Origin of the sequence: Bradyrhizobium sp. CB2312, assembly GCF_029714425.1 — a bacterium.
Taxonomy (GTDB): domain Bacteria; phylum Pseudomonadota; class Alphaproteobacteria; order Rhizobiales; family Xanthobacteraceae; genus Bradyrhizobium.
Window position 1 is genome coordinate 1,474,656 of record NZ_CP121668.1, and the last position, 21,428, is coordinate 1,496,083.

General features: G+C 61.8%; 18 protein-coding genes, 1 tRNA gene and 1 pseudogene. 15 read left to right on the top strand and 5 right to left on the bottom strand.

Translation table 11 applies throughout. The features are described from left to right. Nucleotides 1-107: 107 nt before the first annotated feature. A complete protein-coding gene (locus QA642_RS07050) occupies nucleotides 108-3,497 on the bottom strand; it encodes a PAS domain S-box protein (RefSeq protein ID WP_283084018.1) in 3,390 nt (1,129 codons plus the stop codon). Between the two features lie 308 nt (nucleotides 3,498-3,805). Between QA642_RS07050 and QA642_RS07055 the strand changes: the two genes are divergently transcribed. The 8 genes and pseudogenes from QA642_RS07055 (at nucleotide 3,806) to QA642_RS07090 (ending at nucleotide 10,378) form a co-directional block, all read left to right on the top strand. Continuing rightward, on the top strand, nucleotides 3,806-4,189 hold the full coding sequence (locus tag QA642_RS07055) for a phasin family protein (protein ID WP_283084019.1): 384 nt from the start codon (nucleotides 3,806-3,808) through the stop codon (nucleotides 4,187-4,189). Between the two features lie 450 nt (nucleotides 4,190-4,639). Beyond that, nucleotides 4,640-5,074, top strand: coding sequence for a phasin (locus tag QA642_RS07060; protein WP_283084020.1), 435 nt, complete (start codon nucleotides 4,640-4,642; stop codon nucleotides 5,072-5,074). A 314-nt stretch (nucleotides 5,075-5,388) separates the two neighbouring features. Continuing rightward, nucleotides 5,389-5,465 (top strand) — tRNA-His (locus QA642_RS07065). A gap of 96 nt (nucleotides 5,466-5,561) precedes the next feature. Beyond that, nucleotides 5,562-6,218 (top strand): hypothetical protein, encoded by a 657-nt coding sequence (locus tag QA642_RS07070; RefSeq protein ID WP_283084021.1) that lies wholly within the window; start codon nucleotides 5,562-5,564, stop codon nucleotides 6,216-6,218. Between the two features lie 163 nt (nucleotides 6,219-6,381). After that, nucleotides 6,382-7,913, top strand: a pseudogene (gene istA, locus QA642_RS07075) (IS21 family transposase). An 11-nt stretch (nucleotides 7,914-7,924) separates the two neighbouring features. After that, nucleotides 7,925-8,668 carry an IS21-like element helper ATPase IstB gene (istB, locus tag QA642_RS07080; protein WP_271597274.1) on the top strand — a complete coding sequence of 248 codons (744 nt, stop codon included), beginning with the start codon at nucleotides 7,925-7,927 and terminating at the stop codon, nucleotides 8,666-8,668. Between the two features lie 30 nt (nucleotides 8,669-8,698). Then, nucleotides 8,699-9,931, top strand: coding sequence for a hypothetical protein (locus tag QA642_RS07085; RefSeq protein ID WP_283084022.1), 1,233 nt, complete (start codon nucleotides 8,699-8,701; stop codon nucleotides 9,929-9,931). Nucleotides 9,932-10,177: 246 nt separating this feature from the next. Continuing rightward, nucleotides 10,178-10,378 carry a hypothetical protein gene (locus QA642_RS07090; RefSeq protein WP_283084023.1) on the top strand — a complete coding sequence of 67 codons (201 nt, stop codon included), beginning with the start codon at nucleotides 10,178-10,180 and terminating at the stop codon, nucleotides 10,376-10,378. A 28-nt stretch (nucleotides 10,379-10,406) separates the two neighbouring features. On the opposite strand, the gene QA642_RS07095 is transcribed toward QA642_RS07090, so the two are convergent. Then, nucleotides 10,407-10,691 (bottom strand): hypothetical protein, encoded by a 285-nt coding sequence (locus QA642_RS07095; protein ID WP_283084024.1) that lies wholly within the window; start codon nucleotides 10,689-10,691, stop codon nucleotides 10,407-10,409. Between the two features lie 106 nt (nucleotides 10,692-10,797). Between QA642_RS07095 and QA642_RS07100 the strand changes: the two genes are divergently transcribed. From QA642_RS07100 to QA642_RS07110, 3 genes are all read left to right on the top strand, one after another. Then, complete coding sequence (locus tag QA642_RS07100; protein WP_283084025.1) at nucleotides 10,798-11,040, top strand: hypothetical protein; 243 nt, start codon at nucleotides 10,798-10,800, stop codon at nucleotides 11,038-11,040. Nucleotides 11,041-11,098: 58 nt separating this feature from the next. Next, a complete protein-coding gene (locus tag QA642_RS07105) occupies nucleotides 11,099-11,335 on the top strand; it encodes a hypothetical protein (RefSeq protein ID WP_283084026.1) in 237 nt (78 codons plus the stop codon). Nucleotides 11,336-11,940: 605 nt separating this feature from the next. After that, nucleotides 11,941-12,192: a hypothetical protein gene (locus QA642_RS07110; protein ID WP_283084027.1), complete on the top strand. Its 252-nt coding sequence runs from the start codon at nucleotides 11,941-11,943 to the stop codon at nucleotides 12,190-12,192. A 324-nt stretch (nucleotides 12,193-12,516) separates the two neighbouring features. On the opposite strand, the gene QA642_RS07115 is transcribed toward QA642_RS07110, so the two are convergent. Beyond that, nucleotides 12,517-14,508 carry a hypothetical protein gene (locus QA642_RS07115; protein ID WP_283084028.1) on the bottom strand — a complete coding sequence of 664 codons (1,992 nt, stop codon included), beginning with the start codon at nucleotides 14,506-14,508 and terminating at the stop codon, nucleotides 12,517-12,519. A gap of 343 nt (nucleotides 14,509-14,851) precedes the next feature. Then, nucleotides 14,852-15,316: a hypothetical protein gene (locus tag QA642_RS07120; RefSeq protein WP_283084029.1), complete on the bottom strand. Its 465-nt coding sequence runs from the start codon at nucleotides 15,314-15,316 to the stop codon at nucleotides 14,852-14,854. A gap of 301 nt (nucleotides 15,317-15,617) precedes the next feature. On the opposite strand from QA642_RS07120, the gene istA (QA642_RS07125) reads away from it, so the two are divergent. Together istA (QA642_RS07125) and istB (QA642_RS07130) are read left to right on the top strand one after the other, a co-directional pair. Next, the gene (istA, locus tag QA642_RS07125) at nucleotides 15,618-17,168 is read left to right on the top strand and encodes an IS21 family transposase (protein ID WP_283084030.1); all 1,551 of its coding nucleotides are present in this window, start codon (nucleotides 15,618-15,620) and stop codon (nucleotides 17,166-17,168) included. Beyond that, on the top strand, nucleotides 17,165-17,977 hold the full coding sequence (istB, locus tag QA642_RS07130) for an IS21-like element helper ATPase IstB (RefSeq protein ID WP_208764263.1): 813 nt from the start codon (nucleotides 17,165-17,167) through the stop codon (nucleotides 17,975-17,977). The genes istA (QA642_RS07125) and istB (QA642_RS07130) overlap by 4 nt, the downstream gene beginning before the upstream one ends. A gap of 610 nt (nucleotides 17,978-18,587) precedes the next feature. On the opposite strand, the gene QA642_RS07135 is transcribed toward istB (QA642_RS07130), so the two are convergent. Next, on the bottom strand, nucleotides 18,588-19,259 hold the full coding sequence (locus QA642_RS07135) for a recombinase family protein (RefSeq protein ID WP_283084031.1): 672 nt from the start codon (nucleotides 19,257-19,259) through the stop codon (nucleotides 18,588-18,590). 211 nt (nucleotides 19,260-19,470) lie between these two features. On the opposite strand from QA642_RS07135, the gene QA642_RS07140 reads away from it, so the two are divergent. Together QA642_RS07140 and QA642_RS07145 are read left to right on the top strand one after the other, a co-directional pair. Beyond that, nucleotides 19,471-20,481, top strand: coding sequence for a hypothetical protein (locus tag QA642_RS07140; RefSeq protein WP_283084032.1), 1,011 nt, complete (start codon nucleotides 19,471-19,473; stop codon nucleotides 20,479-20,481). Nucleotides 20,482-20,519: 38 nt separating this feature from the next. Beyond that, nucleotides 20,520-21,383 (top strand): nucleotide-binding protein, encoded by an 864-nt coding sequence (locus QA642_RS07145; RefSeq protein WP_283084033.1) that lies wholly within the window; start codon nucleotides 20,520-20,522, stop codon nucleotides 21,381-21,383. Nucleotides 21,384-21,428 lie beyond the last annotated feature (45 nt).

The window sequence follows — 21,428 nt, forward strand, 5'->3', positions numbered from 1 at the left end:
ACGGCGCAAGCCGTGCCCTTTTTGTTTGGGTTTTGACGGCTGAACAGTAGGAGACGCGCCGCGCTCTCACTCCCTCGCCCCGTTCTTACGGGGAGAGGTTAAGGGTCTCACGCCCCCGCCACCACCGGCGCGAACACGACTTCGATCAGCGTGCCGGAGCTGCCTGCGCTCTTGATGTTGAAGCGGGCGCGGTTGGCTTCGACCAGCGCCTTGGTCAGCGACAGGCTGAGCGCCGAATTGTCCGAGGCGTCCCCGGGCGGCGGGGTGCGGAACGGCTCCATCGCGGCGGCGAGCTCGCGCTCGGAGAGGCCGTGGCCGGTGTCGCGGATGCGCAGCGCGATCTCGCGGCGGTCGGTCATCGCGGTGGAGACGATGACCTGGCCGCCGGCGCTCGCGAGCCGGATCGAGTTCGAGATCAGGTTCATGGTGATCTGCCGCATCGCGCGCGCATCGGCTGCGACCTGCGGCAGCGCATGGCCGAGCGAGGTGCGGATGATGATGCGCTCGCGGTTGGCCTGCGGCTGCATCACCACGACGCAGGCCTCGACCAGGTCGTTGAGGTTGAGATTGGCGAAATTGAGATCGAGCTTGCCGGTCTCGATCCGCGACAGCTCCGAGAGATCGTCGATGATCGTGATGACGCGCTCGCCGGAGGCGCGGATGTCCTTCAGGTATTCGCCGTAGCGCTCGTTGCCGAGCGCGCCGAAGCGCTCGGAGATCATCACCTCGGCAAAGCCGATGATGGCATTGAGCGGCGTGCGGATCTCGTGGCTGATCCGCGCCAGCATGTCGGCTTTCGCGTTGGCGGCTCCGTCGACGAGCCGGCGCGCCTGCGTCAATTCGCTCTCGCCCTTCTTCGCGTGCGAGAGGTCGCGGAACACGGCGAAGAAGTTCGGGCCGTCAGGCCGCGTGCGGCCCATGATCATGGCGAGCGGAATGACGCCGCCCTTCTTCTCGCGCCCCAGCACCTCGCGGCCATGGTCGAGCAGGCTCGCAATGTCCTGGCTCTTCACGCTGTCGAGATAGTCGGCGACGATCTGCTGGCTCTCGGGCGCGAACAGGCTGACGAGGTTCTGCTCGAGCAGCGTTGCGCCGTCATAGCCGAACAGCGCCTCGGCGCTGCGGTTGCAGGCGTGGATGTTGCCTTCGGCATCGAACATGACGATGCCCTCGGCCGTGGTGTCGAGGATCGCGGCGAGATCTTCGGCGTCGGCATCGCCGGCTTCGGGCTCCGGCTCGACCGGCACCACCGCGACCGCTTCAGTGGCAACAGGCGGCGCAACGACAGCCTGCGGCAGCGCGCAGATCAGCGCATGCGCGCTGTCGCCGTCCCAGTCGATGGTGTGCAGATGCGCTTCGGTGGTCGCAAGCGGCGCCTCGCCATTGGCGATCGCCGCGCTGATCGTGATCGGCGTGCCGGCTTGCGAGGTGCTGCTCGCCGAGGACACGCCCATTTCGACATAGAGCGCATCGAGCCCGCCGGCATCCTCCAGCGCGTGGATGCTGGTGTAGCCCATGCGCGCGAGGAAGGCGGGATTGGCATAGAGCAGGCGGTCGAGGCGATAGATCAGGATGCCGGTCGGCACGAGGTCGAGCAGCGCGCGGTCGCGCATGCTGTGGCCGAGCGCGGGCGGGGCGGGCTCGGTCAGCCATTGCGCCGCAGCTTGCGGCGCCTCGGGCTCAACCGTCGGCGCTGCGATCTCCGCAGCCATCGGCTCGGCCGCGCTGATCGCATCGCGCTCGCGCTCGAGCCGCTCGGAGAGTTGCCGGGCGAGCTCGTTGAACGCGCTGTTCTCGACCGGCGTCAGCGTCGGCGATCGGGCGTCACCGGGCGGGCGGAACGGCACGACATTGGGCGAAGTTTCCAAGGGCGTTTCCGAGGGAATTTCCGAGGGCGTTTCCACTGGCGTTTCCGGATCGGTTGGATGTGAATTCGCGTCGGGAGTGGGGTCGGGCAGTTCGGCGACAGGTTCAGGCGTAGCTTCAGGCTCGGGGGCGGGCGGCTCCATCGGCGGCGGCTCTGCTTCAGGCTCGGGCTCAGGCGCGGCGATGTCGGCGGGCGCCTCGCGCTGCGCCATTGGTTCGACGAACAGCTCGAAGCGGCGCAGCGCATCGAGCCGGTTGAGGCCATCGAGATCGCGGCAGACCCCAAAGCCCCGAAAGCCCGCAAAGTTGCGCATCCGGTCGTAGATCGGCAGGCCCGCAAGCTCGACCGGAATATGCTCGCCGCCATCTGCCGGCCAGCTCACGGTGATGCCGGCCCAGGTGTCGTGGCTCGCCAGCGCCTGCGCGACGCGCCCCTCCGGGTCGAGCGAGAACTCTTCCGCGATCTCGCGCCAGGGCCGGCCGAAGCCGGCGGCGGTGTGCGCGCCCATCAGACGGATGAACTCGTCGGAGCCGAGCACGAAGCGGCCTTCTGCATCCATCTGCCACAGGAAGCGCAGCGGATGCTGGCGCGGTGACGCTGCTGACGGCGACTCACCCATGCCGGATGTGATCGGCGCGGCTTGGGGCGGCACAATGGCTGCGGGCGGGTTTTCAACCGGAGTTTGGGCGTCGTCGTCGTTCGAGTCGTGGACGGTTTCTTGGACGGTTTCTTGGACGGGCTCCTCAGTCGCTTTGACGGCGTCCTGGATCGGGACGATCTCTGCTGCCGCTTCGCGCGCAAGCGGCTCGGACGTGCTCTCGATGGTGTCGTCTACCGTCTCGACCGGCTCTGCGAAGGCATCGAACAGATCGATACCGGCAGGCGCGTCCTGCGATGGTGGCGCTTCGCTCCGCATCTCGGCGGCTTGCTGAGCAGCCTGAATCGGCGCATCCGGCACGCTTGCCGGCGCGGCCTGCTGCACAGCCGGCGTGATCAGCGCGACCAGGGCGACATCGGCGCCTGTGCCGACCCGTTGCAGCACCATCCGGCCGTGAGCGATCGCCGCCTCGGCGCGGCCGTATCTCAGCGCATCGCTGCGGGCCCGGTCGAGCCCGGCACCATTCAGATCCTGGCAACCGAGCAGGAGACGGGCGGCCTCGCTGGCGCCGGCGAACACCCCGTCGGGCGCGAACGCGGCCATCGGCACCTTGGCGCCGGCGACGAGGCGATGCAGCCGCTCGGTCAGCGGCATGCTGCGCGTTGCGGCATCCATCGCGGTGATGAGCACGCCAAAACTTCCATCAGCAAACTCGAGCCGCGCGCAGGCGCAGGTCATCAGCATGCCGAGCCGGGCGCCAAAACCTTGCAGCCGTTCCAGCCTGACCGCGCCGCCCACCGGCAGCCGCCGCGCCAGCCGCGCGACCTGGCGGCGATGGCTGTCGGCCGGGCCGAAGGTTTTTTCCGAGAGCGCCGCGGCATGGGCCGCGCCGAAGAATTTTGCGCCGACCGGATTGGCCCACAGCACGCGGGCGCCGTCGATCGACCAGAGCCAGCTCGGCAGTGGCGAGGTCGCGTGCACGGCCAGCCGGGGATCGCTGACGCCTCGCAACTGGAAATCCGAACTCGTCATCCGACCGGCTTTAAGTCCTGCGTATCAGCTTCAGAAGGCAGACTGCCGGGAATGACAGCCTTAAGAAAGGGTTAGTATCGCCCGCGGGCGCGGGCAGGTCCACGGCCCCCCGTCCGCAGGGGCGGCCATAAGCCGCGATAACCTTAATGTGGCCGTACCCGCAAGCCGCAAGCCCGGTTGCATCCGCAGGAATCGGCGGGGACCGGCGTCTCGCGTCATACCGGCAATACCGTCCGCCGCTAGTCTTGGCGCGGGCGCGCCGGGGCACGGCCGACATGGCCGACAGCAGCAGGACAGGAGTGGAAGGGATGACCCAGCAGGGACAAGACCGTTTCGAGCTTCCGCCGCAGATGCGCGCGATGGCGGAAACGAGCTTCAAGCAGGCGCGCGAGGCTTTTGAGAAGCTGCTCGCCAATGCCGAGGCCGCCGCCGGCTCGATCGAGCAGCGCGGCGCCAGCATGCGCTCCGGCGCCCGGGACATCGGCGCCCGCGCGGTCGCCTTCGCCGAGACCAATGTGCAGGCTTCGCTCGACTACGCCCAGTCCCTGGTCCACGCCAGGGATCTGTCCGAGGTGATGCGGCTGCACGGCGACTACGTCCAGGGCCAGATGAAGACCCTGGCCGAGCAGGCCAGCGAAATCGGCCAGATCGTCAGCCGCGCCACCATGGACGCGACCCGGGCGAAGCACTGAAGCTTGATGGGATGAGGCACTCGCGCCCCGACGGCGGTGCGTTCCCTCCCCCCTTGCGGGGGAGGGCTAGGGAGAGGGGTGGCCCAGAAAAAGGTGCCGGTGTTGATGCACCGGAGAGTGCGCTCCAGACAGAGTCCCCGTGTGGCACCCCTCCCCCTGCCCCTCCCCGCAAGGGGGGAGGGAACGGAGAGACGGTTGATTAGTACCGCAACCCTGAGTTCCCCACCCCGGGAACTTCACCCTTCAAGATTAAATTATCGCACCGCCCCCCTGGATCACATTGCGGTGCACAATGTTGACATGATGGGCAGCAATAGTGATCGCGCTGGGCGAGCCATCTCCATTGTTTCGCGTTTCCAGTCTTTCGTACCCGCTGAATTTGAGGCCTTCGGGGCCCGGCGGGCGCGCCAGAAGGCTCACTCCATTTTTTCATCATCGTGAGGGACGACCATGACAGGTGCGACTGATCCGTTTTCTGCCTCGATCATTCCGTTCGAGGTCCCCGAGCAGATGCGTGCGTTCGCCGAGAAGGGCGTGTCGCAGGCCCGCGAGAACTACGCCAAGTTCAAGGATGCCGCCGAGACCCATAACGGCACCGTCGAGGCCGTGTTCACCACCGCCAGCAAGGGCGCGAGCGAGTACACCGCCAAGCTGGTCGAGTTCATGAAGGCCAACAGCTCGGCCTCGCTGGACTTCGCCCAGGAGCTGCTCGCCTCCAAGACCCCCTCGGATGCGTTCACGCTGTGGACCGGCCACGCCCGCACCCAGCTCGAGACCTTCCAGGCCCAGGCCAAGGAGCTGGTCGAGCTGACCCAGCGCATCGCCAACGAGACCGCCGAGCCGATCAAGGCGAGCGCCTCGAAGTTCTACAAGCCCGCCGCCTGATCAAAACGGCGGATCGCACGCTTAAGAAACCCGGGCCGCGAGGCCCGGGTTTTTCTTCACCTCTCCCGCTTGCGGGAGAGGCCGGGAGAGGGCTCTCTCCTCACGGGGAGTGTCGCCGCCAAGCGGGCGAGGAGAGCGCAGCACCGCTGTGGTCACCATCAGGCCCGATTTAGTCGGACGGAGTGTGATTTACGCTGGTTTTTCGTCCGTTTGCGGCCTTGCCAAAAACCCCCGTTGCACCTAGTTTCCGCCCCGTCCAGCCCCCCTCGGTGACCAGCCCTCCCAGGGCGTCCCAAGGCGCGGCTCGCAAGGATGCAGTTGTAGCTCAGTTGGTTAGAGCGCCTGTCTGTGGAACAGGAGGTCGGTGGTTCGAGCCCACCCAACTGTACCAAGGTTGCGGATAACGCCGCGTTCTCAGCATCTTACTGATAGACCAGCCGGATTTGCGCCGCCTAAAATACAAAAGGCTGCACAAATGGCGTTGCGAATGGTCGCACTCAACAGACTTCCTGACAATCGATGGTTCGCCCGCAAGGTTATCCCCGAGGACGTTCGGGAGGATTACCAACGGCTGCACGGCGTGAAACGCGAGGCCCATCTGAAGTTGCCCGCCGACACGCCCCGACATGAAGCTAAGGTCCGCTTGGGAGAGTGGGCAGCCGAGGTCGAGACTCGCATTGCCACCCTGCGGGCCCAGAGGAACGGCGAGGGACAGCCGCTTACAAGACTGAACGCAATCGCGCTCGCCGGCCGTTGGTACAATTGGTTCGTGAAACTGCACGAGAATGACCCTGGACCGGCAAAGCGCTGGAAGGAAATGGGCGATCACCTCGTGTGGGATGTGATTTATCCCGAGGCACCCGAAACCTACCACGACAACCCCAAGGCCGATCCTCACTGGGAGTGGCAGAAGGAGCCCGAGGTCCGCGAAGCGGTGAGGCCGCAGGTTGCGGAGCTGGCGCGTGTAGCGACATTTCTTGCCAGTGAGGGTAAGGCGCTGAACGCCACCGCTTATGCGCTTTTTGTCGATGCTGTTAGCGACAATCTCCTGCTCGCCATAATATTGCTGGAGAGGCGCGCGAATGGCGACTACTCACGCGATGACTGCGGATTCCGCTCGATGTCGCCCACCATTCCGAGATGATCTCGCCCACCATTCCGATTTGAAGTCGCCCGCCCGTTCCGAGATGATGTCGCCCACCATTCCGGGATGATGTCGCCCGGGTGACGAGACCTCTTCTGGCTCCCATAGGGTCAACCCTTTCGGCTTTGCGAAGGGGACCTGGATGCCGACGGAGAGGCTTGCGATGCGCCGTGTGCGCGATGTGATCAGAATGAAGGCGGCCGGGCTGCCGAGCCGCGAGATTGCGCGACGGGTGGGCGCGGCACCCTCGACGGTGCGGCTGGCGCTCCGGCGGTTCGAGGCCGCGGGCTTGAGCTGGCCGTTGCCAGACGACGTCACCGACACGGTTCTGGAACTTCGCCTGTTCGCTAAGACCGGCAATGGCAACCGTCAGGGTCACCGCCGCATCGCCGAGCCCGACTGGGCGACGGTGCACCGCGAGCTCAAACGCAAGCACGTGACGCTGTCGATCCTGTGGGAGGAATATATCGCCACCGAGCCCGGCGGATACCGGTACTCGCGCTTCTGTGAGCTCTACCGCGCCTGGGAGGGCCGTCTGTCGGTGACGATGCGCCAGGCCCATGTGGCTGGCGACAAGCTGTTCGTCGACTACGCCGGCGATGGCGTGCCGGTGGTGGTCGACCGCCTGACCGGTGAGCGCAGAACGGCGCAGATCTTCGTCGCCGTGCTCGGCGCATCGAGCTTCACCTACGCGCAGGCGACGTGGACGCAGGGGCTCGCCGACTGGATCAGCGCCCATGTTGGCGCCTTCGCGGCGATCGGCGGCATACCGGCGCTGCTGGTGCCCGACAACACCAAGGTCGCGGTCATCAAGGCGAGCCTGTACGACCCGCAGATCAATCGTACCTATGCGGAGATGGCGGCGCATTACGGCACCGCCATCTTGCCGGCGCGGCCGCGCAAGCCGCGCGACAAGGCCAAGGTCGAGCAGGCCGTCCTCATCGTCGAGCGCTGGCTGCTCGGTCGCCTGCGTCATCGCACCTTCTACAGCCTGGCCGAGGTCAATGCGGCGATCGGCGAACTGCTCACGAGGCTGAACGAGGAACGGCCGATCCGACGGCTCGGCGTGACACGCCGCCGGTTGCTCGAGGAGGTCGACCGGCCGGCGCTCAAGCCATTGCCGGTGTCCCCTACGTCCTCGCCGAGTGGCGGATCCGCCGCGTCAGTCTCGATTACCACGTCGAGGTGGAGAAGCATTACTACAGCGTTCCGCATCGCTTCGCCCGCGCCGAGGTCGAGGTGCGGTTCACGGCCCGCACCGTCGAGATCTTCCACAAGGGCGAGCGGATCGCCGCGCATCAGCGCATGAGCGGCAATCACAAACACACCACCGTGCCGGAGCACATGGCCTCCAGCCATCGGCGCTACGCCGGCTGGACCATCGCGCGTATCCGCCAGGACGCCGCCGCGATCGGGCCGGCGACCAGCGCGTTGTGCGACCTCATTCTCGACGAGCGCTCGCACCCCGAGCAAGGCTTCCGCGCCTGCCTCGGCATCCTCAGGCTCGCCGCCTCCTATGGGCGCGAACGGCTGGACGCCGCGGCTGCGCGGGCGATCGACATCGGCGCGCGCACCTATGGCTCGGTCAAGTCGATCCTCGCCAATAATCTCGATCGGCGTCCTGCTCACCAGCGCTCCGCGGACGATGCGCCGATCCTGCATGCCAACATCCGCGGACCGCGCTACTACAATTAGGAGATCATCCCTTGCTCACCCATCCGACCCTCGACCGCCTCAACGCCCTCGGCCTCCACGGCATGGCCAAGGCCTTCGCCGACATCGAAGCCACCGGTGAGGCCGCAAGCCTCGGTCACGCCGAATGGCTTGCTCTGCTGCTCGAACGTGAAGCCTCGCTGCGGCACGACAAACGGCTCGCCACCCGCCTGCGCTACGCCAAGCTGCGCCAGCAGGCGTGCGTCGAGGACATCGACTACCGCACCCCGCGCGGTCTCGACCGTCCGCTGTTCGCCAAGCTTGTCGAGGGCCGCTGGATCGACGACCACGTCAATCTCCTGATCTGCGGCCCGGCCGGCGTCGGCAAGAGTTGGCTCGCCTCGGCGCTCGGCCACAAGGCCTGTCGCGACAATCGCTCCGTGCTCTATCAGCGCGTCCCGCGCCTGTTCGACGATCTGGCGCTCGCCCGCGGCGACGGTCGCCATCCACGCCTGTTGCGCGGCCTTGGCCGTGTCGATCTGCTGATCCTCGATGATTGGGGGCTCGAGCCGCTCGATGCCGGCGCCCGTCACGACCTCCTGGAAATCCTCGAAGATCGCTACGGTCATCGCTCCACCATCGTCACCAGCCAGCTCCCCGTGGACCAGTGGCATCTGCTCATTGGAGATCCCACCTATGCCGACGCCGTGCTCGATCGCCTCGTCCACAATGCCCATCGGCTCGACCTCACCGGTGAGAGCCTGCGCCGAAGCCGGCAACCCGCCCGAAAGACCTGAGCCCGTCGCCCTGTGGACATGCCGCTGCGCTTGGACAACGCCAAGGCGTTGCCCACATGCCCACAGCAACCGCAACAGAAACAGAAGAGTTCAAGCCGCGATTCCGGGTTGACCGCCCGGCTCGCCCAATGCCAGAAAATCTATCGGCCAGAATGCCTCGCTCCCGGGCGAGATCAAATCGGAAAGGTGGGCGACATCGTCTCGGAATCCCCGGGCGACTTCATATCGGTACACCCGGGCGACTTCGTCGGAATCCGCAGCGATGACACCCCTGAGAGCTTTCCGCAGTTCACGGACGGACCCGTGCGCGGCTCAGGCGTGAGCTGCTGGGAATTGTTCGAGGCTTTCGTTGTTGCGACAACGCCCGCACCTAACACGGTCGCACGCTGGCGAGCCGTATTCCTCGAAATGCAACGTGAGTTTGCCGAGGTGGGCGCGGATGGGATCACCGAGGACGCTGCGCGCAAGTGGGTGCATGGTCTCATAACCGAGGAACGTACGGCGATCACCGTCCGCGAGATTTGGCTTTCTGCCTCGCGTCGAGTGTTTGGATGGGCGCGCGAGCATAAGCGCGTTCGCCAAAATCCCTTCAAGGAAGTCAAGGTTGACGTTCCCCGCAAGGTGCAGACTCGCGAGGACGGTCGCAGCTTCACCACCGCAGAGGCCAGCATCATTCTAAAAGCCAGCCTTGCGTATCAAAAGCCGGACACGCCAACCGAGAGGGCGCGCCGTTGGGTGCCATGGCTGTGTGCGTATTCGGGAGCGCGGTCAGGTGAAATCACCCAGTTGCGCGGCGGCGACATTGAAGAGCGGAATGGCTTCTATGTGATGAAGCTGACGCCCGAGGCGGGCACGGTCAAGACAGGCAAGCCACGCGTTGTGCCAATCCACGAACACCTGATCGCTCAGGGCTTCATCGAAATGGTGCACCAGGTTGGCAAAGGGGCGCTGTTCTACAATGACAAGACGCCACAGAAGAAAAGCAATGATCCTTTGAAGCCGTCGCGTTCTCGCGCCGACACTGCTCGCGCTCACTTGGGAACATGGGTTCGAGGATTGGGTGTTGATGATCCCGAACTCAGTCCTAATCATGCTTGGCGCCACCTCTTTAAGCGAATCGGCGATGAAATTGAGATGCCGGAGAAAATGAACGACGCCATCACAGGGCACACGCAGGCGACTGAGGGGCGCAAATATGGCCCGCCGACTGCGGTGGCCATGGCCGAAGCTCTAAAGAAATTCCCGCGCTACAACCTGGATTGAACGTGTAACCCCTTCGCTGGACAGGTCGCGTCTGACCGCTGAGCAAGCCAACGTCTACATGCGGCACCAAGGCAAGCCGATGATGGCGCAAGATGGCTAAACTACGAGAAGCGGACCAAGCTCTAGCCGTCCAGCAAGTCTCATTTTGAACCATGGCCGACGGTGGCCACTTTGGAACCGGCGCACGCTGATCGGCATATTAGGAATCGGGAACTCAAACCCACGGTTAGGACCCGAGGTAGCGTCATGCAGAAACGCCGACGATTCAAACAGCAGGTGTCCCTTGAAGAGCGCCTTGCCGAAGAAGCCAGACGCCTCCGCGAAGAAGCCGAATTGCTCCCTCATGGGCCGGTACGTGACGAGGCCCTGCGCAGGGCTCGCCAAGCCGAGACGGGCTCGCATATGAGCGAATGGCTGGGGTCCCCGGGTTTGCAGCCCCCGAAATGAGACTGATTAACAACAAAACTGATGTGTGCTAGTTTATCTCCATCACCGTCAATAGTCTGGGCGACGGTGACTGAGAGTGCTTCAGGCTCCCGCCTAGTTCGAGTGGCGAGCCATGTGTGAGAAGTGCCAAGAACTTCAGGGTCGCATCGATAAATTCCAGCGCGTTCTGGCTCATCATTTTGATCCCCTCACAAAGGAACTGCTGAGAAAGGGCCTTGCTGAGATAGAGGCCGAAAAGGCTGCGCTTCACGAGGAGCGCAAGTGAAGGCTCCTCACGAATCGGCCTTCCGCAGAGCTTGTCCGCTTTGAGCATCTCAATGAGCGTGTTATTGTTCGCGCATCACCGGCCGAGGTTATGCCCATAGGCGTCGGTGGCTGAGAGACGCGATGCGCTCCCGCCTAGAAGCGTCGAGGATCGCGTGCCCCGATACTATTTTAATGTCAAAGACGGCAAGACTACCCTTGATCACGAGGGGACGAACCTCGCTGATTTGGATGCCGCGCACAAGGCCGCTGTGACGCTCAGTGGGGAAATGCTGCGCGAGGGAGCGAGTAAATCGCTGTGGAGCGGCTCTCCGTGGGAGCTTTGGGTTACGGACGAGCCGGGCGGCCTCGGGCAAACTCTCTTCACGCTGTTTTTCTCAACAGTAAGGGGACCGTGAAAGTCGGCGGTCGTGGCCTTTTTGGAGAACTCTCGCCTCATGAACTTGGAAGGGCGCTATGGAACGGTATTTCTTCGATATTCAGAGCGGCCGCGAGTTGTTTGCAGACGGGGAAGGGTTGCCTTTGCCGAATCGAAAAGCAGCCGAAGTTGAAGCAATTCAAACCCTGGTTGGGATCGTCAAAGAGTCGGTCTTTAGAAGCGAGCCGCCCGACTTGGCGGTGGAAGTTCGCTCGGGGACCGAGCGGTTGTTCTGTGTTTCTATAGTTCGCCGCAACGCAAGTACTAAGCATTAAGGCCGCCGTGCATTGCGTGTCGTCTCCTTCTGGCCCGCTGCTGACCTTGCCACGAGCCCCCGCATGGTCCGCTATCCGTCGTAGACCTGACCAGCCCTGAAGTAGGGTTTTAGTCGCAGTTTGACCCTAAACCGACATTCGGTCGGTCGAAGTGTTCGAAAATTCCCGAGCTGCCATTGGCGGTGTCGGTATCGCAACGTTTATCAGTCAGTTCTGCTGTTATTAACCAGTTGTTTATACCTGACCAACAGGAGCGGAGCATGCCCAGCGCCTCCGAATGCCGCGAGCTAGCCAGCAGCTATAATAACCAGTCGACAGTAGAGGGGATCTCCCCGAGGCGATCCACTCTGCTTAGAAACATCGCGCATAGCCTGAGCAGTTTAGCGCACCAATTGGAAATGCTCGCGCAAGATGTCGCCTCGCGAGAGTAAGTGCCCACGGAGGGGAAGCCGATGCGATATGCTAGAAAGGATTTAGCTGTCTCTTCTCTCCCCCTCGTCAGCGGGGATTATTGATGGTGAGCGCTCCTCTAATTCCCGAAGCCGATCGATTTGGCCTCTAAGGCTCTCCGGTTGCTCCGGCGTAGGCTTCAGCGACGTACGCAGTTGCTGGCCGATCAGTTTCATTATTGCTCGGCTGTGTTGGTGGTCTATCTCGTTGCGATGAGGCATAGCGAAGTCTCCTTCGACAAAAAGCGCCGAGATCAGAAACCAGCGCCTGCCGACCGCAGCTCTTCCGCTTCCCGGGCATTCCGTGAACTGGAGACCGCCGCTTTTGGCTATCTGCGCGAGCGCTTTGTAGTTGAGAACAGCGGGTCCTATTGGACCTTTGGCTATCCGCGACATGCGCCGTTTTAGTTGACGGCGAGCGACGGTCTCACCGTGCCAAGTCGGGCCGAGACACTTCGTTCCGAATTCTCTTCGCGAAGATGCGTCTGGCTTGCTGCCCAAGACAGCGGCCGCGCCGCAGACTGGCCGGGCTTACGCCGGCTCCGGCGACCTATCCGGTCGCAGATGTCTAGGCTCACACGCCGGGTTAGTTGCGCAATGGACTTCGGGATTTGTTCGATTGGTAGGTTTGCTTTTGTGGCGCTAAGCGGACGGATCGATTTGTGAATGCGAGTCCCAAGAGAGGCCGCCCGCGGGCTCCCGAGGGAAACCTGGGTGCGGCCCTGTTTCTTGTTACGCTGCTTTCACGAGGTAGCTTTTCGATCCCCGGCCGACGCCGGGAAGGTAGGTTACCTTTCCCTCCCTGAGCGCCTGTGTGGTCGGGTGCTCGCTGTTATTCAGCGTTTCTCGTAGCTTCTTCAAGCTGGGGAGCTGTATGTCCCGCTGAATAATAGACAAGGATACCGGGCCAGCGTCCTGCTTCTCCATATAGGCGATGAGCCTGACGTGAGAGCTGCCGATACGAGGTTTCTTCTCCTTCGGAGCGTCCAGCGCGAAGGCCCAGTCCGTCACCTTGATCCCCGGCATATCGGCCTTGATGTCATCGAGCACCGCATCACCAAAGGCATCCGTGGGCAGCACAATAAAGATGTCAGCAGGAGGACAGCGGCCCTCGGCATCAACCACTTGTCGGCAGCGAATACGGTTTACAGCTTGGATCACAGACACGGACATCTGGCGTTGCTCCATCACTTGGCGGACGTTCTTGTATTGCTTCCATTCCGGTGATTGCAGCCATTCGTCATCCTGTGCCCCTTGGAGCGCGCAGAACACGCCGGTGGCCCACGTCTGAGGAAGATAGGGCAGTCCAAGGATCACGGCCGTATCGCAGTCTTGCCATGTGTTCCGACCGTCTACAGCGCCCCAGTGCCCTACGGAGTATTGCTTGAATGGCAATTTCTCAACCCAGCTATCGCCCCCGTTCTTAGACTTCTTTGTAATGACGGCCTCAACATCCTTGTGAACGCATAGAAACACTGAGCGCTCTGGGCCGATGGCTTCTTCGAGGCCCTTCTTGATACGGGGCAGGCGCTCATTGATCTTATCAATCATGGTGTTCTTTCCGACGCCGCCGCCCCGAGCCACATGAAGCGTTACGCTGCTGTAGTCCCGCGCATGGCTGGGGACAGGGATCAGTCTGTGGCGGTCTTCAAACAGGTCCCAGAGGAAGTTGGCTTTGGCTGTGGCATCCATCACCACAGGTCCGGGAGCATCCAAGGGAACAGCGAGGGATGCTGTGTTGATCGAATGCCAATCACCTGACCGGGAGTAGTAGGCGAACTGCTCAAGACACGTCTGCACCGTCGTGATTGTGTCCGCTACACGCTCGGCTAGTTGGGCCCGGTCCTTTGTACTGCTCCGAGCATACACAATCTTATCGTAGGGCAGCGCGCTCATCGCCAAGATGAAGGGGGCGAAGTCTGCATCGACCGGCGCACCCCCTTCTCCCCAAATCATCGACATGGGGCTGGCATGGTCATCAGAATCGGCGAAGGCAACAAGTACGCGATGCACCTGTTCGAGAACGCCAACCTGCTGCGGAAACGCGGAGCGGAGTTCCGGTGGGATGAGGTTGATGACAAAGCCAAGGTTCTCGGTGGTGGCGTGGCTTTCATCAACCACGTTAGCGAGCGCCTCGTCGATAACAGTTAGGTACCTCTCCCCACCACGCCAAGACACCAAACGGTCCCAAGCTTTCCAATCGCGCCCCTTGGTATCCCGCTTGGCTTTGATGAACGCCGCGTGGGTAATAATCACAACATCACTCGCGTGTAGTTGCTCTGGCGTAGCGTAGCTGTCGGAATGATGCACGACAGCCACATCACGTCCTGCCAAGGTGTTAATGGTTTTGCGTATAGTGTCAGCGTCCTCTTTCAGCCGCGTAACGATGAGCATACCCACGGGCTTTAGTTGCGTGCCTTCGGCCTCGTGATTGAGGCCCGTTTGCATGGCAGCGTAGACACAGGCGCCCTGCGTTTTGCCTGTACCTGTCGGTGGCTGTAAGATGCGCCAGGGTGATTGAACACCGGAGGCAGATTCCACTGTTGCTAGCTGGAAGGTTTCGCCCATGATGCGCCATAGGTTCATCAGGGCTGACGATGAGTGGAGCCCTAGCCCATTAGGCCGGAGTGTCGTCCAGTACTGGTTCATCCGCTGGGCGAACTCAACAGGGCAAACAAGAGCGAGAGCGTGCTGCTCCCGGAGAAGAGTGGTGGTAGGGGTCATAGTGGGTGGTGTTCCTTATGGACACGACAAGCCGATAGGTGCCCTTGGGAGCACCAGCGGTGGGCTTGTGAATGGGATTAGGAGATTGGCGGCGGTCGAATACGACCTTGATGGAAAGCACCCCTCGAAAGCCCTAATAAGGAAGACATTAGAGGGTTCAGGGGGTCCTTTGCGGACAGGCAGGAAATGTTTCAGAGCGTAATGGGCAGGGTCCGCTTTTGAAGGGCACAGGACTTACCTGCCGATTTCACCCTTGGATTTTGACTAGCCCAGCATAGAGAGCAGATTGCAGAAGCTAATTAGCCAGCAATTAATAGCTGCTGTTATTCCCCTCCGCTGTTTTCTACGGGCCTCTGTTAGCAAGCTCATCGAGCACACCCTCAGCAGTACCCGTAGCTAACTGTAGGACCGCCATGCGCGGTAGCTTCGTGTACTTCATGATGATGGCCAGCGCCGCCAGCTTGTCGCGTGTCCCTGTGGGGCCCAAGGCCAGCTTGAAGACTTCTCGGAGCGTTGCCTCTGCCATACCATCATCTGTATCTGGAACAGGGACGCTAGACTGCGCTGCTGCTGTGGAGGTTGCTTCTGCTGTTTCTGGAAGCACACCGGCACCCTTTAGGGTCTGGATGGCCGTGCCGGCCTGTGTGTCAGCAATAGCCCAAAGGCGGTCAGCCTCCTCTCGACGCATCCCGTTGGGAATTCCCGTCCGCTTAAAACGCTCAGGGTCAGCTTTGCGCAGCTCTTCCCTTCTGCTGTCCCGCTCGGCCATCTTGGCCCTGTATTCCGGTTCGGCCCATTTGGCCTTCATGGCCGCTGAGTGAGATGGTGGGTGGTTAGTCTTGCCTCTTGGTAGTCTCGCCATTGTGTTGTCTGTGTTCCTTTCTAGCGCCGCTGCGGCGCGGCTGAGTGCTGTGTGTGGTTACTGATATTGGGCAAGCGTCGCCTGACTGTCGCGCGGCGATCAGGATGGAAGGCAGCGTCAATCAAGGTGAGAGAGTTTCGCTGGGCTCGTGACGTAGGGAGGGCGTAGCCCGACCGGAGTTACGAGCCCAGCGTCGGCGCGATCCCGAGGAGGACCGCGCCGACTGGTGATCGCGGCCGGCGGGGTTATGCAAGTGGTTCTTCCGCCAAGAGGAATCACTCGCGTGCCCGGCCGACACATCACAGATCACCAGATGAGGCTCTACATGAAGTACCGTCAGACCGATAGCCCGCCAGTGGCGGCGGCCAAGGCATCATTCAGTGCGTCGACCGCCTATCGGATCGAGAGAGACCCCCGATTTCCATCGCAAAGGAAGGCGCCCCGCGGCCGGCGACGGCCGGACCCGCTGAGCGACGTGTTCGAGACCGAGATCGTCCCGATCTTGAAGGCGGCACCTGGCTTACGGCCGGTGGCGGTGTTCGAGGAGATGCTACGGCGTCATCCGGATCTCGGCAGCGGTATCCGTCGTACCCTGGAACGTCGGATCCGTGCATGGCGGGCGATCCACGGCGAGGAGCAGGAGGTGATCTTCCGCCAAACCCACGAGCCTGGCCAACTCGGCCTCTCCGACTTCACAGACATGGACGAGTTGGGTGTTACGATTGCGGGTGCACCGCTCGATCATCGTCTCTATCACTTCCGTTTGGCCTATTGCGGGTTCGAGCACGCCCATGTCGTGCTTGGCGGCGAGAGCTTTGTTGCCTTGGCCGAAGGCCTGCAGAATGCCCTCTGGTCGCTCGGTGGGGCGCCGCGGGAGCATCGGACCGACAGTCTGTCGGCCGCATTCTGCAATCTCGATCGTGATGCACGGGACGATCTGACGCAGCGATACGAGGCCCTTTGTGCCCATTACGGCATGCGGCCTTCCCGCAACAATCGAGGTGTTGCTCACGAGAATGGTTCGATCGAAGGGCCCCACGGTCATCTCAAGCGAGCAATCGCGGATGCCTTGCTGCTGCGCGGAACTGTCGACTTCGATGATCTTGCCACCTATCGCGGCTTCATCGACGAGATCGTCAGCCGCCGTAATGCCCGCAACGCCAAGCGGATCGATAGCGAGCGCGTGGTGTTGCAGGAGCTGCCCGATCGGCGCACCTCCGACTACGAAGAGGTGATCGTCCGCGTGACATCGTCCGGCGGCTTCACCCTGCGCAAGGTGTTCTACACGGTGCCATCGCGCCTGATCGGTCACCGGCTGCGGGTGCGCCTTTACGATGATCGTCTCGACGTGTTCGTCGGCGGCACCCATCTCGTCACCCTGCCGCGTGGGCGGCCGCATCCCAATGGCAAGTACGACCAGGTCGTCGATTATCGGCACGTGATCCATTCCCTGCGGCGCAAGCCGATGGCGCTTCTCAATCTGGTCTACCGAGATCGGCTGTTCCCGCGCGATGCCTATCGGAAGACCTTCGATCGCTTGCGCGAACGCTTGCCGGACAAAAAAGCCTGCCGGATCATGGTCGATCTCCTCGCGCTCGCTCATGAACGCGGCTGCGAGACCGAACTCGCCGATCAGCTCACCGCCGACCTCGAGGCCGGCCGACTGCCCGACCTCAACCGGCTACGTGCTCACTTCGCCCCCGATCCCGCCAACCTGCCGAACGTCGTGGTGCAGCTCGTGCCGCTTGCGACCTACGAATGCCTCATCGGTACCGCCGAGACCGGAGGTGCCGCATGAGCGTAACGAACACGGTGGATGCCGCGCGCCTCAATCTGTTGCTCAATGAGCTCCGGCTGCCTGCCATCAAGGTGCTGTGGGCGCAATTTGCCGAACAGTCCGACAAGGAAGGCTGGCCGGCCGGCCGCTTCCTCGCGACCATCGCCGAGCACGAGATCGCCGAACGCGGCCGCCGTCGGATCGAACGACACCTTGTCGAAGCACGTTTGCCCGCCGGAAAGACCTTCGACAGCTTCGACTTCGAAGCCGTGCCGATGATCTCGAAGGCGCAGGTGATGGCGCTCGCCGCCGGTGACAGCTGGCTGGGCAAGGGCGCCAATTTGCTGTTGTTCGGCCCGCCCGGCGGCGGAAAGAGCCACTTGGCGGCAGCGATTGGCCTGGCCCTCATCGAGAACGGATGGCGCGTCCTCTTCACCCGGACCACCGATCTCGTGCAGAAGCTCCAGCTAGCGCGACGCGAGCTTAACCTCGAGGCGGCCATCAATCGTCTCGATCGCTTCGATCTCCTGATTCTTGATGATCTCGCTTACGTCACCAAGGATCAGGCCGAGACCAGCGTGCTGTTCGAGCTCATCAGTGCACGCTACGAGCGCCGCTCGATGCTGATCACCGCCAATCAGCCATTCGGCGAATGGAACAGGGTCTTCCCGGATCCCGCCATGACCCTCGCCGCTATCGATCGCCTCGTTCACCACGCCACCATCGTCGAGATGAACGTCGAGAGCTATCGCAGACGGACCGCCCTCGAACGAAAACGCGGTCCAGGACGGCCGCCATCGCACGCGACACCTAAAACCGTGGCTGATTGACGCTGCGCGACAATCAGAGTTCAACAAAACTCTTGCGCGCGACAATCATCGCGGCAATCATCATCAGGCCGCGACACTGCCTCGCCATCCTGATCGCCGCGCACTTCCTACCCAGATTGCCGCGCTACAGCCTGACAGCGAACCCAAGTTACTAGCTGTGATGGTTGGTCATCTGTGATGCTGTTGGGCTGCGTGCCTTTGGGAGGGCGCCACGATGGGAGCCTTCCTCTATAGAGCGGGCCTGATAATTGGCTAAGTGCTTGAGTCTGTTGCTTCCAGCCGGATTGATACGCTTGCTGTAGAACGTAGGTACGTTTGAAAGCTAAGCCGCTGGATTCATTAGGAATCGAGGGTCAATTTGGGGCCCAATACGGTACTCTCAAGAAAGCGCACCGTGCTGTTTAGCTGAGCAGCGGCTTTGGCCTTTAGCCCGACCTTTTTGAAGCCACGGGGGCCCAAAATTTCCGGCAGGGGCCCCAGGTCGGCCCGGAGTCCCGTTAGCTAACTTTTCGGTTGTGAAGCGTGAGTGCGACCCTTGCTGTAGTACGTCAGGGTGATAATTCGCTAAGTCGATGGATTCGCTAGGAGCGCATGGGTATTTGGGGCTAGCTCAACCCCGCTCCAGCACGTTAGCTACGGACTGCGCGTACCAGCGTCCGCCACGAGCCGTAGGGATACCGCGCGCATTCAATGCGTCGGCAATCTGCCGCAGCGTGCTCGCACCGGCCTTCTGGGCCTCGCGGATGATCGGCAGCACATTCGCAGCGTAGCGGTCGGCCTCGGCCTTCACAGCCTCCACAGCGCCCCTGCGAGCAACATGGAGCTTAGGATTGCCCAAGGTGACACCGCGTGCCTTAGCCGCCGATAGGGCCTGCCTTGTGCGGGTGGAGATGAGCGCGCGCTCCTTCTCAGCCAATGCGGCGAACAGGTGGAGCACGAACGGATCGACATCGGGCCCCAACTCAGCGACCACAAAAGGCACCTTGTGCGCCATGAGGCCGGAAATGAAGTGTACGTCCCGGCTGAGCCGGTCCAGCTTTGCTACAGCGACGTGGCACCTCAGTTTCCGTGCGGCGGCCAAGGCAGCCTTGAGCTGCGGTCGGCGGTCGAGAGCGTCCGAGCCCTTGCCTGTCTCCACCTCAACAAACTCACGTACCACTTCGTATCCCTCGGCATTCGCGAAGTGAGCGAGGGCGTGCCGTTGCGCTTCAATGCCCAAGCCTGAGCGCCCCTGAGCCGAGGTGGACACGCGGATATAGGTGATGAGCGGCGCGCGTTGCATTGCTAAGGCCCTTCCGTCTGTAAAGAACCTTATCGTCCGTTTAAGTTATGTACACCGGTCGTTTTGGAATCCCTGCGATTCCGTTTTGCATGCCTGTCCCCAATGCAAGGGTTGGGGAAAGCTGGGACAGCGCACGTTGCGCGGGTAGCGCTGGAGGGCCTGCACGCGGGAATCAGATACATAGGGAGGCTGAAGGGCAGGGGATTATCCAATGGCAGAACAAGACCATACCGCCGAGCGTGGCTCACTCATCCGCGTTCAGCAGTTCGATGTTTCCCAGTTGCCTCGTCGCGAGGATCTAGGGCGCGAGTGGTCCTTCGAGGCGGCTGTGGCCCCAGCCGAGCGCGCCATCGCCCTGTTTCAGTTGGTCCCTGAACACATCGTGCCGCTGTTGCCGCCAAGCGCTCGTAACCAACTCCGGGCAGCTGCCGACACGGTCTACAGTCTCTTTGAGCAGATCAGAAACTTTTCTGCCCAAACGCCGAACGCAACGGCCGAACGACAGGGGCTCATCAATAGCCTCAGGGACAACTACGAAACCTGGTTCAACCAAATTCAGCCAGCGCTCGTTTTCTCTACCAGCATTCAGCGCGATTTTTCGCGCCTTGAAAACGAAGCCCGAGCGGCTGCGCAATCGGCGAAGGACGAGGCCGCTAGGCTTACTTCGACGTTAGCTGAGCACCAAAAGGAAGCCGAACGTGTCTTGGAAGACGTTCGTAGGGTCGCCGCAGAGCAGGGGGTTGGGTTTCAAGCAGCTTACTTCAAATCTGAAGCAGAGAAGCACGACGCAGCCGCAGGAACGTGGCGCGTCTGGACAATCTTGGCGGCGGCTCTGGTGGCCGTGGTCGCAGGAGCATCCTTGTTCATTTCAAAGGTCGAGCTGCTTAAGCCTCAGGATGCATATGAGGCCATTCAACTGTTGGCAGCTAAGTTGGTGATCTTTACCACAGTGGGCTATCTCGTCGTGTTGTGCGCGCGGAATTTTCTGGCGCACACCCACAACGCCATCGTGAACCGCCATAGGCAAAACGCGCTGCTCACCTTTCAAGCTCTCGTGGATGCCGCGAAGGGAGAGGACAAGAAGGACATTGTGCTTACTCAAGCCGCCGCGTGCATGTTTGCTCCTCAGGAGACCGGCTTCACTAAACATCAGCCCGAAGGTGGTCCAAGTATCATTCAGATGTTGGGAAAGCTTCCGGCCGACAAAGCGGCACATGGCTAGTGACAGTCAGTCCACCCGCACTTCCATAGAGAAGCAGAATGGCACGTAAACCACCAGAAACAACCTACCGGCCCGCAGAGTTGAGCATCGAGCAAATCCAGCGCGCTATTCCAAGACTGGAGAGGAGGATTGCTGATCTGAAAAACCTGAACACGTCTGGAATGCACGACCGGGGAGGTCCAGCAATCCAAGCCATTAAGGTTTCGATTGAGCAAACTCTGGAAGAGGTCTTTGGCGCGTACACAACAGAATACAAGCGGTACAGTCCGGCAGCAATTTTGTCGGGCGGGCCGATAATCGTCGGCCGAGGATCGTCGATCGACCACCGCCCGTACTACGAAAGGAGCCGTCTGGCGTCGATAGCTCTTCTGGAGCAGGCAGTGCAGAGCTTGATTGAGCGCAGAGACGACCTCGTTGGTGTTCAAACTGTCGTTGTTGAAGACGAAGGACAGGATGAAGTCGAGGTCTCCAACAGGATTTTTGTTGTCCACGGTCGAGACGGCGAGCACCGGGAAACAGTGGCTCGCTTTCTCGGGCAACTCGGGCTCGAAGCCGTCATTCTTCATGAGCAGCCGAATAAGGGACGGGCGCTGATTACAAAGTTTCAGGAGGTTGCTGCCGACATTGGATTTGCGGTCGTCTTAATGACCCCAGATGACTTGGGAGGTATTCGGGATGGCGAGCAGCATCTTCGCGCGCGTCAGAACGTGATCTTTGAGCTGGGCTTCTTCATCGGGGCGCTGGGGGCGGACCGGGTGGCTGCATTGGTGAGCCCCCAGGTAGAACGTCCATCGGACTTCGATGGAGTTGTTTACATCTCATTGGAGGGTGAGTGGCGGCTTCCCTTGTGTAGAGAGCTTCGTGCGGCCGGTTATGATGTTGATCTTAACAAGGTTCTTTGAAAAGCAACTCCAGACCCTACGAAACCCGCTGAAGACCCACCCAAT